Origin of the sequence: Limnohabitans sp. Rim28, assembly GCF_000293865.2 — a bacterium.
Lineage (GTDB): Bacteria > Pseudomonadota > Gammaproteobacteria > Burkholderiales > Burkholderiaceae_C > Limnohabitans_A.
Genome location: NZ_ALKN02000006.1, coordinates 99226 through 115149, shown reverse-complemented (window position 1 = coordinate 115149; position 15924 = coordinate 99226). Strand labels below are relative to the sequence as shown.

At 61.8% G+C, this 15924-nt stretch carries 13 protein-coding genes; 9 read left to right on the top strand and 4 right to left on the bottom strand.

The window, feature by feature from the left end; translation table 11 throughout:
• Positions 1-3: 3 nt before the first annotated feature.
• Entirely contained in the window at positions 4-2607 is a 2604-nt protein-coding gene (gene gyrB / locus B472_RS08500; RefSeq protein WP_019426796.1) for a DNA topoisomerase (ATP-hydrolyzing) subunit B, read from the top strand.
• 3 nt (positions 2608-2610) lie between these two features.
• Here the strand turns inward: gyrB and glpK are convergent, their stop codons facing one another.
• The gene (glpK, locus tag B472_RS08495) at positions 2611-4113 is read right to left on the bottom strand and encodes a glycerol kinase GlpK (protein WP_019426795.1); all 1503 of its coding nucleotides are present in this window, start codon (positions 4111-4113) and stop codon (positions 2611-2613) included.
• 44 nt (positions 4114-4157) lie between these two features.
• Between glpK and B472_RS08490 the strand changes: the two genes are divergently transcribed.
• Positions 4158-5753, top strand: a complete 1596-nt coding sequence (locus B472_RS08490) for a glycerol-3-phosphate dehydrogenase/oxidase (RefSeq protein WP_019426794.1) — start codon at positions 4158-4160, stop codon at positions 5751-5753.
• A 137-nt stretch (positions 5754-5890) separates the two neighbouring features.
• Here B472_RS08490 and B472_RS08485 read toward each other — a convergent pair whose 3' ends face one another.
• Positions 5891-6646: a metallophosphoesterase gene (locus B472_RS08485; protein ID WP_238147414.1), complete on the bottom strand. Its 756-nt coding sequence runs from the start codon at positions 6644-6646 to the stop codon at positions 5891-5893.
• Between the two features lie 82 nt (positions 6647-6728).
• Here B472_RS08485 and B472_RS08480 point away from each other — a divergent pair, with 82 nt between their 5' ends.
• From B472_RS08480 to B472_RS08460, 5 genes are all read left to right on the top strand, one after another.
• Positions 6729-7340: a PolC-type DNA polymerase III gene (locus tag B472_RS08480; protein WP_019426792.1), complete on the top strand. Its 612-nt coding sequence runs from the start codon at positions 6729-6731 to the stop codon at positions 7338-7340.
• A gap of 245 nt (positions 7341-7585) precedes the next feature.
• Positions 7586-8575, top strand: coding sequence for a TRAP transporter substrate-binding protein (locus B472_RS08475; RefSeq protein WP_019426791.1), 990 nt, complete (start codon positions 7586-7588; stop codon positions 8573-8575).
• On the top strand, positions 8545-9141 hold the full coding sequence (locus tag B472_RS08470; RefSeq protein ID WP_019426790.1) for a TRAP transporter small permease: 597 nt from the start codon (positions 8545-8547) through the stop codon (positions 9139-9141). The genes B472_RS08475 and B472_RS08470 overlap by 31 nt, the downstream gene beginning before the upstream one ends.
• A gap of 7 nt (positions 9142-9148) precedes the next feature.
• Positions 9149-10435, top strand: coding sequence for a TRAP transporter large permease (locus B472_RS08465; protein WP_019426789.1), 1287 nt, complete (start codon positions 9149-9151; stop codon positions 10433-10435).
• 39 nt (positions 10436-10474) lie between these two features.
• On the top strand, positions 10475-11266 hold the full coding sequence (locus B472_RS08460) for an SDR family NAD(P)-dependent oxidoreductase (protein ID WP_019426788.1): 792 nt from the start codon (positions 10475-10477) through the stop codon (positions 11264-11266).
• Between the two features lie 13 nt (positions 11267-11279).
• Here the strand turns inward: B472_RS08460 and B472_RS08455 are convergent, their stop codons facing one another.
• On the bottom strand, positions 11280-11747 hold the full coding sequence (locus B472_RS08455) for an Lrp/AsnC family transcriptional regulator (protein WP_026039502.1): 468 nt from the start codon (positions 11745-11747) through the stop codon (positions 11280-11282).
• Positions 11748-11849: 102 nt separating this feature from the next.
• Between B472_RS08455 and mdeB the strand changes: the two genes are divergently transcribed.
• Positions 11850-14459 (top strand): alpha-ketoglutarate dehydrogenase, encoded by a 2610-nt coding sequence (gene mdeB, locus B472_RS08450; protein ID WP_026039501.1) that lies wholly within the window; start codon positions 11850-11852, stop codon positions 14457-14459.
• Positions 14460-14510: 51 nt separating this feature from the next.
• On the opposite strand, the gene B472_RS08445 is transcribed toward mdeB, so the two are convergent.
• Complete coding sequence (locus B472_RS08445; RefSeq protein ID WP_026039500.1) at positions 14511-15110, bottom strand: hypothetical protein; 600 nt, start codon at positions 15108-15110, stop codon at positions 14511-14513.
• Positions 15111-15349: 239 nt separating this feature from the next.
• Between B472_RS08445 and B472_RS08440 the strand changes: the two genes are divergently transcribed.
• Positions 15350-15907, top strand: a complete 558-nt coding sequence (locus B472_RS08440; protein ID WP_019426784.1) for a phasin family protein — start codon at positions 15350-15352, stop codon at positions 15905-15907.
• Positions 15908-15924 lie beyond the last annotated feature (17 nt).

Sequence of the window (15924 nt, the reverse complement as noted above, 5' to 3'; positions counted from 1 at the left end):
AACATGACCGACGACATCAAGCCCAGCGAAGACGCTTTCACCACCGCACAACCCAAGATCGACGCCAACCAGGCGGGCGCATCCGAAGGCTATGGCGAAGGCTCCATCCAGATCCTGGAAGGCCTGGAAGCGGTGCGCAAACGCCCCGGCATGTACATCGGTGACACCTCTGACGGCACGGGCCTTCACCACTTGGTGTTCGAGGTCGTGGACAACTCGATTGACGAAGCACTGGCGGGCCACTGTGACGACATCGTCGTCACCATCCACTCCGACAACTCGATTTCCGTCACCGACAACGGCCGTGGCATCCCCACGGGCGTGAAGATGGACGACAAGCACGAGCCCAAGCGCAGCGCCTCCGAAATTGCGCTGACCGAACTGCACGCGGGTGGCAAGTTCAACCAGAACAGCTACAAAGTCTCGGGCGGCCTGCACGGCGTGGGCGTGTCTTGCGTGAACGCTTTGAGCAAATGGCTGCGCCTGACGGTGCGCCGCGAAGGCAAAGTGCACCAGATCGACTTTGCCAAAGGTTTTGTGCAAAACCGTTTGCTCGAAACCGTGGACGGCGTGGAAGTCTCGCCCATGCGCGTGACGGGCGCCACCGACAAGCGCGGCACCGAAGTCCACTTCTTGCCCGACGTGGAAATCTTCACGCAAAACACCGACTTCCATTACGAGATTTTGGCCAAGCGTTTGCGCGAACTGTCCTTCCTCAACAACGGCGTGCGCATTCGCCTGAAAGACGAACGCAGCGGCAAAGAAGACGACTTCTCGGGCGCCGGTGGCGTCAAAGGTTTTGTCGACTTCATCAACGCTAACAAGAAAGTGTTGCACCCCAACGCCTTCCATGCCAATGGCGAGCGCCCGGCCGACAGCTACGGCGGCATCCCGGGCACCAGCATCGGTGTCGAAGTGGCCATGCAGTGGAACGACGGCTACAACGAAAACGTGCTGTGCTTCACCAACAACATCCCGCAGCGTGATGGTGGCACCCACCTCACCGGCCTGCGGGCCGCGATGACCCGCGTGATTGCCAAGTACATCGAGAAAAACGAGATCGCCAAAAAGCAAAAAGTCGAAGTCAGCGGCGACGACATGCGCGAAGGCCTGTGCTGCGTGCTGAGCGTGAAAGTGCCCGAGCCCAAGTTCTCCAGCCAGACCAAAGACAAGCTGGTGTCGAGCGAAGTGCGTGCCCCGGTGGAAGACATCGTGGCCAAAGCCCTGACCGACTTTTTGGAAGAGCGCCCGAACGACGCCAAGATCATCTGCGGCAAGATCGTGGAAGCCGCCCGTGCCCGAGAAGCCGCTCGCAAAGCCCGCGAAATGACACGCCGCAAAGGCGTGCTCGACGGCATGGGCCTGCCCGGTAAATTGGCCGACTGCCAAGAAAAAGACCCGGCCCTGTGCGAAATCTACATCGTCGAGGGTGACTCCGCTGGCGGCTCGGCCAAACAAGGCCGCGACCGTAAATTCCAGGCCATCCTGCCCCTGCGCGGCAAGATCCTGAACGTCGAAAAAGCCCGCTACGAAAAGCTGCTCACCAGCAACGAAATCGTCACGCTCATCACCGCGCTTGGCACCGGCATTGGCAAGGCCAGCGCCGAATCCGGCAAGAGCGGCACCGACGACTTCAACGTCGACAAACTGCGCTACCACCGCATCATCATCATGACCGATGCCGACGTGGACGGCGCGCACATCCGCACATTGCTGCTCACCTTCTTCTACCGTCAGATGCCTGATTTGGTGGAGCGCGGTCACATCTACATTGCCCAGCCGCCGCTCTACAAAGTCAAGGCCGGCAAAGAAGAGCTGTACCTCAAAGACGGCCCGGCGCTCGACGGCTTTTTGCTGCGCATCGCGCTCAAGGACGCCAGCATCAGCACCGGCGGCGCTGCGCCGCAAGTGCTCACGGGCGAAACCCTTGAAGCCCTGGCCCGCAAGCACCAAGTGGCCGAACACGTCATTGCACGTTTGTCCAACTTCATGGACGCCGAAGCCCTGCGCGCCATGGCCGACGGCGTGTCGCTCAACCTCGACAACATGGAGCTGGCGGCCGCTTGCGCGCCCGCACTGCAAGCCAAGCTGCGCGAACTGAACACCACCGGCATTCCTGCCGAAGTGACCGCCGAGTTTGACGTGCGCACCGACAAACCGATCCTGCGCATCAGCCGCCGCCACCACGGCAACATCAAGAGCAGCATCATCACGCAAGACTTTGTGCACGGTGCCGACTACGGCGCATTGGCCGAAGCGGCCGAGACCTTCCGCGGGTTGCTGAGCGAAGGTGCCAAAGCCACACGCGGTGAAGGCGAGCGCCAGAAAGAAGAAAAAGTGGGCGACTTCCGCCAGGCCATGCATTGGCTCATCAGCGAAGCCGAACGCACCACCAGCCGTCAGCGCTACAAAGGTCTGGGCGAGATGAACCCCGCCCAACTGTGGGAAACCACCATGGACCCCACCGTGCGCCGTCTGCTGCGCGTGCAGATCGACGACGCCATCGAAGCCGACCGCGTGTTCACCATGCTCATGGGCGACGAGGTCGAGCCACGTCGCCACTTCATCGAGAGCAACGCGCTGCGGGCGGGGAACATCGATATTTGAGTTTCAAAGCACCGTCTTGCGCACCGCGTGTTCCCACAGCGCCATTTGTTCGGCGGCGAAGTCGGGCAGGCGTTGCGGGCTGAAGCGCCGTTCCACGCGCCATTGCGCGCTCAACTCGTCTGTGCTGGCGTAGACGCCCGTCGATAAGCCTGCCAAATACGCCGCGCCCAATGCGGTGGTCTCGGTCACTTCGGGGCGCACCACATCCAGCCCCAGCAAGTCGGCCTGAAACTGCATGAGCAAGTTGTTCACGCACGCGCCGCCGTCCACACGCAGCTCTTGCATCGGGGGCACGCCCGCCTGTGCCAGATCGCGGCCCATGGCTTGCAGCAAAGCCGCGCTTTGAAAGGCGATGCTCTCCAGGGCCGCACGCGCAATGTGTGCCACGGTGCTGCCACGCGTCAGGCCTGTGATGGAGCCGCGTGCATCCGGTCTCCAATAGGGCGCACCCAGCCCGGTGAAGGCGGGCACCACCATCACGCCGCCCGAGTCGGGCACGCTTTCGGCCAAAGCTTGCACCTCGCTGCTGTGGCGGATGGCGCCCAGGCCATCGCGCAGCCACTGCACCACGGCACCGCCCACAAACACGCTGCCCTCCAAAGCAAACTGCGGCGCGCTCTTGGGTTGTGCCCTCACTTGGGCCGCGCTGGTGGTGATCAAGCCATTTTGCGAATGCATGGCCGTGTGGCCCGTGTGCATGAGCATGAAGCAGCCGGTGCCATAGGTGTTTTTGGCCATGCCCGCGCCAAAGCAAGCCTGGCCAAACAAGGCGCTTTGTTGGTCGCCCGCCACCCCGCCGATCGTGATGGCGTGGCCCAGCAGCTCTGGGCGCACCTGGCCATACACCGCGCTAGAGGCTTGCACCGTGGGCATCATGGCGGGCGGGATGCGCAAGGCCGCCAGCAAGTCGGTGTCCCATTGGTGGGTGTGAATGTTGAACAGCATCGTGCGCGAAGCGTTGCTCACATCGGTGGCATGCACCGCGCCACCGCTCAGCTGCCACATGAGCCAGCTGTCCACCGTGCCAAACAGCAGCTCGCCGCGCTCTGCTTGTGCCCGTGCGTTGGGCACGTGGTCCAAAAGCCATTGCAGCTTGGTGCCTGAAAAATACGCGTCCACCAGCAAGCCGGTTTTGGCCTGGATGGTGTCCGCCAGCCCTTGTTCGCGCAGGGCCGCGCAAGCCGGCTCGGTGCGGCGGTCTTGCCACACGATGGCGTTGTGAATCGGCTGGCCCGTGCCTTTGTGCCACACCACTGTGGTTTCGCGTTGGTTGGTGATGCCCAGCGCCGACACTTGGGCTGCGCTGATGCCGCTTTTGGCCAGCGCCTCAACGGCCGTGGCCAGCTGGGTTTGCCAAATCTGCATCGGGTCGTGCTCCACCCAGCCGGGCTGGGGGTAGATCTGCGTGATCTCTTGCTGCGCCATGGCCATGATCTGGCCCTGAGCATTGAACACGATGCTGCGCGAACTGGAGGTGCCTTGGTCAAGGGCGAGAAGGTAAGTCATGGGCGTATCGAACCATAATCTGTGGGATCAAGCCACTTTAATCCATGCAGACCCTGCCCCCCCTTTCGCCACCCCTGCCCACCCGCCGTGTTGACCTTGTGGCGCAGTTGCAGGCCGACACCGTCTATGACCTGGCCGTTGTGGGCGGTGGCGCCACGGGCTTGGGTTTGGCCTTGGACGCGGCCTCGCGCGGTTACCGCGTGGTCTTGGTGGAATCAGACGACTTTGCCAAAGGCACCTCTTCGCGGTCGACCAAATTGGTGCACGGCGGCGTGCGGTATTTGGCCCAAGGCAAGCTGTATTTGGTGCGCGAAGCTTTGCACGAGCGCAGCACCTTGCTGCGCAACGCCCCGCACCTGGCCCAAGCGCTGCCCTTTGTCATGCCCACCTATGCCTGGTGGGAAAAGCCGTTTTACGGCATCGGCCTCAAGGTGTACGACGCCTTGGCCGGCGCATCCGGCTTGGGGCGCACCGAATTTTTGTCGCGCCAAGACACGCTGGCCTGCTTGCCAACGGTGCAAGCTGAGGGATTGCGTGGCGGCGTGAAGTATTGGGACGGGCAGTTCAACGATGCCAAGCTGGCGCTGGCGCTGGCGCGCAGCGCGGCGGGCCAAGGGGCCTTGCTGCTCAACCGCATGCGGGCTGATCGCCTGCGCTACACCGAAGGCCAAGTGTCTGGCTTGCAATGCACCGACACCCTCACCAACCAAACACACGAGATTCAGGCGCGTTGCGTGGTCAATGCCACGGGGGTGTGGGTGGACGCGCTGCGCGAGCAAGACGGCAGCACGCAAGCCATGGTGGCCCCCAGTCAGGGCGTGCACCTGGTGGTGGACAAAAGTTTTTGGCCCAACCCAGAGGCCCTGATGGTGCCCAAAACCGCCGATGGCCGCGTGCTGTTTGCCGTGCCTTGGTTGGGCCAAGTGATCTTGGGCACCACCGACACACCGCGTGACGATTTGGCGCGCGAGCCGCTGGCTTTTGAAGCCGAAATTGACTTCATCTTGCAAGAGTCTGCGCGCTATTTGAAGCGCGCACCGGGGCGCCACGATGTCAAAAGCATTTGGGTCGGTTTGCGTCCCTTGGTCAAACCGCCGCAAAGCGATGGCGACCACACCAAAGCCCTGAGCCGCGAGCACACCGTGGTCGTCAGCCGCTCTGGCCTGGTCACGGTGACCGGCGGCAAATGGACCACCTACCGCGCCATGGCCGAAGACGTGCTGCAAAAGTGTGTGGACCACGCACGCCTGCTGCCACGCGGACCGGCACAAACCGCGCACCTGCCACTGGTAGGGGCGGTGGGCATGGTGGGAGTGGGGGCTGGCCCCGCGGTGTCCCTCGGCGAGCCCGAAGGTGCGCACAGCTATGGCAGCGAACAAGCCTGGCTGGCCCAACTGCCCGGCGCCAACCACTGGCTGACCCCGAGCCTGAGCGAAGCCATGGTGCGCTTTGCGGCCCGTTACGAATACGCACTGAGCGTGGAAGACGTGCTGGCCCGCCGATCACGATTGCTGTTTTTAGATGCCCGACTGGCCGCGCAAACAGCGCCTGCCGTGGGCGACATCTTGCAGTCCGAAACCGGACTCGACCCCGATGTGCAGGGCTTTGTGAAGTTGGCGGCGCAATACCGCTTGGACTGAATCGACCGAAGCGATGCGACCGCTGTGTTGAGCTGTAAAACCATGCTCATGGGCTGGCTGCCTTGGTGAGATTCGTGGAGCATGCGACCCAGTGGGGTGACGGGGGCGCTTTGCCTTCGGCACCTCTCCATCTCCAACTACGCAGTCTTGTCGTCCACAATGCCCGCGACCAGAGGCCGAGCTTGTCCCAGTGCATTCACTGCCATCACCCCCCGCAGCCCCACCCCAAAGCTTTTAAATCCTTGTGCGTTCCATAGGGCGCTGCTGTCGAGGTTGTCGTGTTGGTGGCCGTGTACCGTCATGCGCACGCCCATGCGGCGGGCCAGTGTGTCCAGCGGTTTGAAGCCGTGCTCGTGGTAGCCGGGTGCTTCGTGGGTGATGAGTATGTCGGCTTGTTGCGTGGCCAGTTGTTCCACCTCGTCGGGGTAGATGCTGGACCAGTGCTTGAGGTGCACGCTGCCTTGCCAGCGGTCTTGGTGCGGGGTGACGCGGGCGTGGTCTTCGCGATTGCGAAACTTGGGCGCTTGCGGGTCTTTGGGGTACCACACCGCCCCGCGAAACACACCGCCCAGCCCGGCGATGCGCGTGCCGCAGGGCAGCGTGACCACACGGCCGTGCAGGCTGCGCTCGCTCACTTCGTCGTGCCACACGTTGCCAAAGTTGCCCGCATGGTCGGTGTCGTGGTTGCCGTGGATGAACCAGACGCGCTCCCAAATCGCTTCCAGCTCGATGTGCAGCGGCCGGGCCGGCTCCAAGTCGCCCAGCAGGATGACGGCGCGGGCCTGAGTTTGCAAAGCGGCATCGATGATGTGCTGCCATTGGCCGTGCGGGTCGCCGCAGAAGAGGAGGGGGCCGGGGTGCATGGGCGTGAGCGAATGAAGTTTCTGTCGCATTGTGCAGGTCTTTGCGGCGCGGCTGGCATGGCCTTCGGATAAGCTTGAACCGTTCCTCCGAATGCCTGCCGCTACCCCATCCATGTCCCCCATCGCCATCATCGACTTCGAAACCACCGGCATCTCGCCCAATATGGGCGACCGCGCCACCGAGGTGGCCATTGTCATGCTCGAAGGCGGGCAGGTGGTGGACCGTTACCAGAGCCTGATGAACGCCGGGGTGCGGGTGAACAGTTTCATCACCCAGCTCACGGGCATCACCAACGAGATGGTGCAGGCCGCTGCCCCGGCCGAGCAGGTGATGCGCGAGGCGGCGCGCTTTGTGGGCGGGCGGCCGATGGTGGCGCACAACGCGGCCTTTGACAAAAAATTCTGGCAGGCCGAGCTGGCCCGTTGCGGACAGGACGCATCGCACCCTTTTGCGTGCACCGTGCTGCTGTCGCGCCGCCTTTACCCGCAAGCGCCCAACCACAAGCTGGGCACGCTGGCCGCGCTGCACCATTTGCCTGCGTCAGGCCGTGCGCACCGGGCCCTGGCCGATGCCGAGATGGCCGCGCATTTGCTGGCGCAGATGCAGCACGACCTGAAAACCCGCTACGGCTGCCAGCAGCCCGACCACGCTTTGCTGATGGGCCTGCAACGCACCAGCCGCCATCAGGTGGGGCCTTATTTGAAAGCGCGTGCGGGTGGCTGAATAAAAAGCGCCAACCAAGCGGCATTCAAAGTCGCCAAAAAATCACACCGTGTCTGTCCTCATTGCGCCAAGCCGCAGGGCTTAAAGGTCGCGCTGTGTCACGCAAGTAACTCCGGCCGTCTTGTTGGGGACTGTCTACAGGGTTTTCCCTTTTTGGCATGTGGGTATCGGGTGACATACTGATTCAAGTGGGAAAAACACAAAATTTGCCACTAAATATTTAACCCATTCAGGAGACCTGCAAAATGTTGAAGTCGAACAAACGTGAATTGCTCAAGGCCATTGGCGCGACAGCCGTGGTGGCCAGCCTTCCTGCAGCGCCAGCATGGGCGCAGGCGCCCATCGTCCTCAAAATGGCGCACGTTTACAACCCCGGCAACATTTGGTTTGAAACCGCTGAGGCTTATGCCAAAGCGGTCGAAACGCGCTCGGGCGGCAGGGTGAAAATCCAGATCGCGGCCAGTGGTTCAACCGGCGATTGGCCTGCCTCGATCGAGGGCCTGAAAATCGGCACCAACGACATCGTGTTGCAGTCGATTGGTACGCTGGACCGCTACAACCCCTTGCCCGGTTTGGAGGCTTATCCCTACTTGATCCGCGACCTGGACCACTTCAAGAAAGTGTATTTCGGCCCAGTTGGCGCCGAGTTCATTGAAGAGGTCGCCAAGAAGAGCTCATTCCGAATCGTCGGCGCGGGCTACCGCGGTGCGCGCTGGCTGACTTCCAACAAGCCCGTCAGGACGGTCAACGACATCAAAGGCCTGAAGCTGCGCGTGCCGCCACTCAAGATGTACCGGATGACTTGGGATCTGCTCGGTGCGAGCCCTGTGCCGATGGGCGCTGCCGAACTGTTCACTTCGCTGCAACAGGGCGTGGTGGACGGCCAAGAGAACCCCTTGGAGTTCATCGACAACTTCAAGTTCAATGAAGTTCAAAAATTCGCGATTGACACCCGCCACATCATTGGTGCGATGACCTGGATCTACTCGGATGCGCGTTTCAAGCGTTTGCCCGCCGATGTGCAGACCTTGCTCAAAGAAGAGGGCGACAAGGTGATGCTGGAGGCCAGCGACAAGATGGCGAAGCTGGAAAGCAGTTTGCGCGACAAGCTGTCCAAGTCGGGCATGCAGTTCAGCGACATTGACCGTGAGTCGATCCGCAGCCGACTCGGTGGCATCGCCAAGGAGTTCCCAGACCTTGCCCCATGGGCGGCCAAGTTCGCGGCCGTCAAGTGATTCAGGGGGTTGAAAAGACCGCAAGCGGCTCACCCCAGGCAGGGTCGCTTGGGCTGGGCCTCGGGGTGCCGAATGCGTTCATCGCGTGGGCGATACGCATCGAGCGCACGCTGGATGCGATCCTCGGCCTGATGCTGCTGACGGTCACCTTGGCCCTGTTCTACCAAGTGTTCGGACGCTACGTGGTCGGCCGAGCACCCGCTTGGACGGAAGAGGTTGCGCGGATGATGGTCGCATGGATGGCGATGCTCGGCACAGGCGCGTGCCTGCGTGAAGGTGGGCATGTGGCGGTCGGCGCCTTGGTCAACTCGGTGTCACCGCGCGTGAAAGTGGTTTTGCTTGCCTTGCGAGATATGGCGGTGATGACCACCGCGGGCGTGCTGGGTTGGGCGGGCATGCGGTTCGCGATGCTCAATGCCGAGCAGGAGTCAGCCGCGTTGGAAATTCCGATGGCGATCCCTTATTCGGCCATGGCCGTTGGTGCGGTGCTGTTGGCGCTCGTCTTAACGCTTGCGCGGCTAGGCGGTCAAACGCCAGCCGTCGATTCGATCTTGCCGGTGGAGTGATACCCAGATGACGATGCTTGGTGTGCTGTTGCTGTCTTTGACAGTGCTGTTGCTTTTGGCGGTGCCTGTCGCGTTTGCGCTGGTGCTGTCGGCAACGATCGCGGTGGTGTTTGTCGGTGACATTGATTTGATGATTGTGCCCCAGCAGGTTTATCAGGGGCTGGACAGCTTTTTGCTGCTGGCCATCCCCCTGTTTTTGTTGGCCGGGGAGCTCATGTCACAGGGCGGCATGACCGACCGTTTGCTGGGTTTTTGCAATGCGGTGTTTGGTCGTTTCCGTGGCGGTTTGGCCATGACCAACGTGGCTTCGGCCACGCTCATGTCGGGTATTTCGGGCTCGGCCATTGCCGACACTTCGGCGCTGGGCAAGGTGCTGATCCCTTCCATGATCAAAGCGGGTTATGGGCGGGGCTTTTCGGCGGCGCTGACAGCGGCCGCCAACGTGGTGGGGCCGATCATTCCGCCGTCCATCACGTTTTTGATGATCAGTGTGTTGACCAATTTGTCACCGCTCAAGCTGTTCATTGCCGCCGTGATTCCGGGCGTGTTGTACGCCAGCGCCATCATGCTGGTGGCGGTGGTGATCAGCAGGCGCCGTGGCTATCCAGCGGCCGAGGCGGTGAACTTGGCGGGCATTTGGCGCGAGTTCAAGCTGGCCTTTTGGGCGCTGGCGATGCCGGTGTTTTTGATCGTGGGTATCCGCTCGGGCATTTTTAACGTGACCGAGTCGTCGGCGGTGGCGGTGGTGTATGCGCTGCTGGTGGGTTTTTTCATTCACCGCCAACTGAACATGCGCAAGCTCTGGCTGGCGCTGGTGGGGTCTGCACGCGGTACGGCCGTCATCATGATCATTTTGGGTGGGGCCCAAGTGGTGTCTTGGTTCCTGGCGTACGAGCAAGCGCCTCAGCGCATTGCCGAATGGATGCTCGGCTCGATCGGCAGCCCAATACTGTTCTTGTTGTTGGTCAACGTGCTGCTGCTGCTGGTGGGCACCTTCATGGAAAACGGCCCGTCTTTGGTGTTGCTGTGCCCGGTGCTGTACCCCGTGGCGGCCAAATTCGGCATTGACCCTTACCATTTTTCGATGATCGTTGGCATCAATTTGCTCATCGGGCTGATCACGCCGCCGGTGGCCATCAGCCTGTCCATTGGTGCGCTGATAGCTGGGGCGCGGTCGGACGAGGTCAACCGGGAAGTGCTGCCCTTCTTGGCCGCAGCCATTGGCGTCGTGTTGTTGATCACCTTTGTGCCCTCTGTTTCATTGTGGTTGCCGTCCGTGATCGGTGGGCGCTAAAAAAGCTTTTCTGGCTGTTTTTTCCTGGGAGTTCAAGACATGGCTTTGCGATTTGATGGCCGTGTGGCCGTGGTGTGCGGTGCCGGTTCGGTGGGTCCCGGTTGGGGCAACGGCAAGGCGGCGGCGGTGCAATACGCGCGTGATGGGGCGACGATTGCGGCCATCGACATCGAGTTGGACGCTGCGCAGGCCACAGTGGACCTGATCCGCGCAGAAGGCGGCACGGCGGTGGCCTGGCGCTGCGACGTGACCCAGCGCGACGAAGTGAATGCGGTCATGAATGAGATCGTGGCGCATTTCGGGCGCATTGATGTGCTGCACAACAACGTGGGCTTGCCCGCCATGGGCACCATGGAAACGCTCAATGAGGGGGAGTGGGACCACGCGATGGATGTGAACCTCAAGAGCGTGTTCCTCACTTGCCAGGCGGTACTGCCCGTGATGGTGCGGCAGGGCAAGGGTGCGATTGTCAACATCTCATCGTTGGCCGCGATCCGTTACACCGGCTACCCGTACCCGGCGTATTACGCCAGCAAGGCGGCGGTGAACCACCTGACCGCGTCGATGGCACTCGAATACGCGCGCAAGGGCATCCGGGTCAACGCCATCATGCCCGGCATGATGGACACGCCCCACATCTACAAAGCCATTGCGGGCCAGTACGCCTCGCACGAAGAGATGGTGGAAAAGCGCAACGCGATGTGCCCCACCGGCCGCATGGGCACAGGCTGGGACATTGCCAAGGCGGCCGCTTTTTTGGCGTCGGATGAAGCCCAATACATCACCGGCCAGTGTTTGGCAGTGGACGGTGGTTTCTCGATCCGGGTGTGAGCCCTCAGTACCCTCAACCCAAACCCAGCGGCAGCGCCGTTTTGTAGCGCACCTGCTTGAGCGCAAAGCTGGAGCGGATTTTTTCCACCCCCGGAATCGGTGAGAGCTGCTCCAAGATGAAGCGCTCGAGCGCCGCCATGTCGCGCACGGCCACGCGCAGCAGGTAGTCGCTGTCGCCGGTCATCAAATAGCACTCCATCACCTCATCGTGCCGCGCGATGTGCGCTTCAAAGTCGGCCAAGGTTTCTTTGCTTTGGGTCTTGAGGCTGATCGAGATGAAGACCGTCAGGCCCAGCCCCAGCGCCGCCGCACTGGCCAGCGCCACATAGCGCTGGATCACGCCGCCCGACTCCAGCGCCTTCACACGGGCGAGGCACGGCGAGGGCGACAGGCCAATGCGTTTGGCCAGCGTGACATTCGACAGCGAGCCATCGCGCTGCAATTCGTCCAATATCTTTAAATCCACGTTGTCTAGAATCATGTGCTGAATTTTCAATTATTTCGGAATATTGTGCTTTAAATATGGATTAAAGTCATTCAAATACGCAGCACATGCGCCGCTGGCCTGTGTAGAGTCAAGTGCATGAACGCACCTTACGAACCCCATATGAATGCGATGTTGCAAGCCCTCGACATCGACCCCGAAGAAACCGCCGAGTGGCGCGAGGCATTGTTGGCGCTCATTGGCACCCAAGGCCCAGAGCGTGCGCGCCAGATCTTGGATGAACTGGCCACCGTGGCCCGGCAGCAGCGCACGGGCTGGCAGCCCGAGCTGAACACGCCTTACATGAACACCATCGCGGTGGAGGATCAGCCCGACTTTCCCGGCGACTTGGCCACCGAAGAACGGCTGGTGGCCATCATGCGTTGGAACGCGCTGGCCATGGTGGTGCGCGCCAACCAAGCCTATGGCGAGTTGGGCGGGCACATTGCCAGTTACGCCAGCGTGGCCGATTTGTTCGAGACCGGGTTTCACCATTTCTTCCACGCCCGCACCGAGCAGCACCAAGGCGACTTGGTGTTCTTCCAGCCGCACAGCGCCCCCGGCGTGTACGCCCGCGCTTTTCTGGAAGGCCGCTTGAGCGAGGCCGACCTGATGCATTACCGCCAAGAAATCACCGCACCGGACAGCGGCGCACGCGGCCTGTCGAGCTACCCGCACCCTTGGCTGATGCCTGATTTTTGGCAGTTCCCCACCGGCTCGATGGGCTTGGGGCCGATCAGCTCGATCTACCACGCCCGCTTCATGCGCTACCTGACGCACCGCCAGCTGCAAGACTGCAGCGCCCGCAAGGTGTGGGGCGTGTTTGGCGATGGCGAGATGGACGAGCCCGAGAGCATGAGCGCGCTGACTTTGGCCGCGCGCGAAAAACTCGACAACCTGGTGTGGGTGGTCAACTGCAATTTGCAGCGCCTGGATGGCCCGGTGCGCGGCAACGGCCGCATCATCGACGAGTTGGAAAAGCTGTTTGCCGGTGCGGGCTGGAACGTGATCAAGCTGGTCTGGGGCAGCGACTGGGACGGCCTTCTGGCCCGTGACACCTCGGGCGCTTTGCTGCGTGCTTTTGCCAACACGGTGGACGGGCAAATGCAGACTTTTGCCGCCAAGGATGGTCGTTACAACCGCGACAACTTCTTTGGCCAAAACGAAGAACTGGCGCGGCTGGCGCAGGGCATGACCGACGAGCAGATCGACCGGCTCAAGCGCGGTGGCCACGACATCGTGAAGATCCATGCGGCGTATGCGGCTGCGGCCAAGCACCGCGGCCAGCCCACGGTGATCTTGGCGCACACCAAAAAAGGCTTTGGCATGGGCAGCGCAGGCCAAGGCAAGATGACCACGCACAGCCAAAAGAAGTTCGACGAGCAAGACCTGATCGAGTACCGCAACCGCTTCGATTTGCCGCTGAGCGACGAACAGGCCAAAGGCTTGGCCTTTTACAAGCCCGCCGACGACAGCGCCGAGATGCGCTACCTGCGCGAGCACCGCGCCCGCTTGGGCGGCAGCTTGCCCAAGCGCGAGACGACTTGCGACCGCTTGCCTGTGCCGGCCCTGGCCAACTACGGGCAGTTTGCGCTGCAGGCCGATGGCAAGGAGATGAGCACCACCATGGCCTTTGTGCGCATGCTGGGCAACCTGCTCAAAGACAGCACCTTGGGCCCGCGCATCGTGCCCATCGTGGCCGACGAGGCGCGCACTTTCGGCATGGCCAACCTGTTCAAGCAGGTGGGCATTTACAGCAGCGTGGGCCAGCGCTACGCGCCCGAAGACATCGGCTCGGTGCTGAGTTACCGCGAAGCCACCGACGGCCAAATTTTGGAAGAAGGCATCAGCGAGGCCGGTGCCATCGCCAGCTGGACGGCGGCGGCCACCAGCTACAGCGTGCACGGTCTGGCCATGCTGCCCTTTTACATTTATTACTCGATGTTCGGCTTTCAGCGCGTGGGCGATGCCATCTGGGCCGCGGCCGATCAGCGGGCTCGGGGCTTTTTGCTGGGCGCCACATCCGGTCGCACCACCTTGGGCGGCGAGGGCCTGCAGCACCAGGACGGCAGCAGCCACTTGGTGGCGGCCACCATTCCCAACTGCAAGGCCTACGACCCGGCCTTCGCGGGCGAGCTGGCCGTCATTTTGGACGCGGGCATGCGCGAGATGGTCGAGCAGCAAGCCGACGTGTTTTATTACATCACCCTGATGAACGAGAACTACGCCCAGCCCGACTTGCCTGCGGGCGTGGCCACCGATGTGCTGCGTGGTGCTTACCGCTTTGGGGCGTTCGGGCCGAGCGATGCCGCAGAGCATGTGTCCTTGCTGGGCTCCGGCGCGATCCTGACTGAAGTGATCAAAGCCGCGCAGCAACTGGCCGCGCAAGGTGTGGGGGTGGAGGTGCTGAGCATCACCAGCTGGAGTGAGCTGGCCCGCGATGGCATGGCGCAGGAAGCCAGTGGACATTTGGGTGCCGGACATCTGGCGCAACTGCTCGCCAGCACACGCGGCCCGGTGATCGCCGCCACCGATTACGTGCGCGCCGTGCCCGAGAGCGTGCGCGCCTTCGTGCCCGAAGGCCGCCGCTACAGCACGCTGGGCACCGACGGCTTTGGCCGCAGCGACACGCGGGCTGCGCTGCGCCGCTTCTTTGCGGTGGACGCGGACAGCATCGCGCAGTCAGCGCTCAAGTCCTTGGGGCGATGAGCGTTCGGCGCTGAAGTTTGGGGCTGAAGTTTGGGGCTGAAGTTTGGCTTTTTAGCCTTGAACCACGGCCCAATAGGCTTGGCGTGTTTCAGGGCTGACCGCGTCGAGCGCTTGCTCGTAGCGGGTTTGGTGCTGGGCCAGCATGCGGGCCGAGGCGATGGTTTTGGAGCGGCAAAACCAGTGGCAGCTGTGCTGCATCAAAAACATCTCGCCCATCATGCGAAATGACCGTGCCTTGTCGGACAGACCTTCACGGTTGTCCACGGCGCGCTCGATGCCTTGTGCGTGCACCTCGAGCAAGCGCCGCATGTCAAAACAAACCTTGGGCGAGAGCTGGTCAATGAAAGGCAGGGCCAGTTTGAGGCCACGCGAAACGGGGGCCGGCAGTTTGGCAAATTCGCGGGCCAGGATCTGAAAATCAGCGGCCAGTTGTTGTTCGGCTTGTTCTTGCAGTTGAAAGATGTGCCGTTGGCGCTCGGGGTCGCTCTCTCCCAAGGCCCGCATATAAGAGGTGGTCAGCTGCGACATGAGCTTTTCAATTTGGTAGGGGCGCAGCTGCTCGGCCAGCAAGGCGGTGCGTTTGCGCTGACCCTGCAGATTGAGCCAGTGAATGCCGATGGCCGAAATGAACAACAGACTGATGAATTCCATAAATTTAAAAAGTTTCTGGCCAAATTTGCGCGAGTTCCAAGTGTAGTGAGTGGACGCACCCACACCGGCAAAGGCCCTGCGTGATGGATGGCTCAGGCCTTGCGCAGGGCTTTTTGCGCCCTGGCGCGCTGAAGTGTCCAATTTGAGAGTGGACTCTAAAGTGCGGGTTTGCCATTGCTTTGGCCGCTTCATGCTGTTCAAATTGCTGCATTGCAACAAAACCTCTCAAGGAACACACCATGAACTTCAACGCCGACCAATTCGCCGCCACACAAAAAGCCAACATCGCTGCTGCTGCAGACCTGTCGCAAACCGCATTTGCCGGTTTCGAGCGCTTGGTTGAACTCAACATGGCCGCTGGCAAAGCCGCTGTGGGCGAGTCTTTCGCCAACATGCAAGCCCTGATGGCCGCCAAGAGCCCACAAGACCTGATGGCCGTGCAAGCCGCTTTGGTCCAGCCCGCCATCGAAAAGTCGGTGTCTTATGGCCGTCACCTGTCTGACATCGCCAACAGCACCAGCGCCGTGTTCACCAAGGCCGTCGAGGGCAAGATGGCCGAGTCCGAGAAGGCTGTCAAAAGCCTGGTCGAGAGCAGCTTGAAGAACGCACCTGCTGGCTCTGACGCCGCTGTGGCCGCCATCAAGACCGCTTTCGAAGCCAGCCAGACGGCTGCTGAAACCCTGAAAAAAGTGGCCAAGCAAGCGGCTGACAGCGCAGAGTCCAGCATCAAAGCCGCTCAAGCCCAAGCCGAAGCTTCGGTCAAGGCCGCCATGTCCAAGGTGAAAGCCAAGGCCTAAGCGATCGCCCCATCAGC

Coding starts and splice junctions, on each gene's coding strand:
- gyrB (WP_019426796.1), top strand. CDS start 4: ATGACCGACGACATCAAGCCCAGCGAAGACGCTTTCACCACCGCACAA.
- glpK (WP_019426795.1), bottom strand. CDS start 4,113: ATGACTTACCTTCTCGCCCTTGACCAAGGCACCTCCAGTTCGCGCAGC.
- B472_RS08490 (WP_019426794.1), top strand. CDS start 4,158: ATGCAGACCCTGCCCCCCCTTTCGCCACCCCTGCCCACCCGCCGTGTT.
- B472_RS08485 (WP_238147414.1), bottom strand. CDS start 6,646: ATGCGACAGAAACTTCATTCGCTCACGCCCATGCACCCCGGCCCCCTC.
- B472_RS08480 (WP_019426792.1), top strand. CDS start 6,729: ATGTCCCCCATCGCCATCATCGACTTCGAAACCACCGGCATCTCGCCC.
- B472_RS08475 (WP_019426791.1), top strand. CDS start 7,586: ATGTTGAAGTCGAACAAACGTGAATTGCTCAAGGCCATTGGCGCGACA.
- B472_RS08470 (WP_019426790.1), top strand. CDS start 8,545: ATGGGCGGCCAAGTTCGCGGCCGTCAAGTGATTCAGGGGGTTGAAAAG.
- B472_RS08465 (WP_019426789.1), top strand. CDS start 9,149: ATGACGATGCTTGGTGTGCTGTTGCTGTCTTTGACAGTGCTGTTGCTT.
- B472_RS08460 (WP_019426788.1), top strand. CDS start 10,475: ATGGCTTTGCGATTTGATGGCCGTGTGGCCGTGGTGTGCGGTGCCGGT.
- B472_RS08455 (WP_026039502.1), bottom strand. CDS start 11,747: ATGATTCTAGACAACGTGGATTTAAAGATATTGGACGAATTGCAGCGC.
- mdeB (WP_026039501.1), top strand. CDS start 11,850: ATGAACGCACCTTACGAACCCCATATGAATGCGATGTTGCAAGCCCTC.
- B472_RS08445 (WP_026039500.1), bottom strand. CDS start 15,110: ATGGAATTCATCAGTCTGTTGTTCATTTCGGCCATCGGCATTCACTGG.
- B472_RS08440 (WP_019426784.1), top strand. CDS start 15,350: ATGAACTTCAACGCCGACCAATTCGCCGCCACACAAAAAGCCAACATC.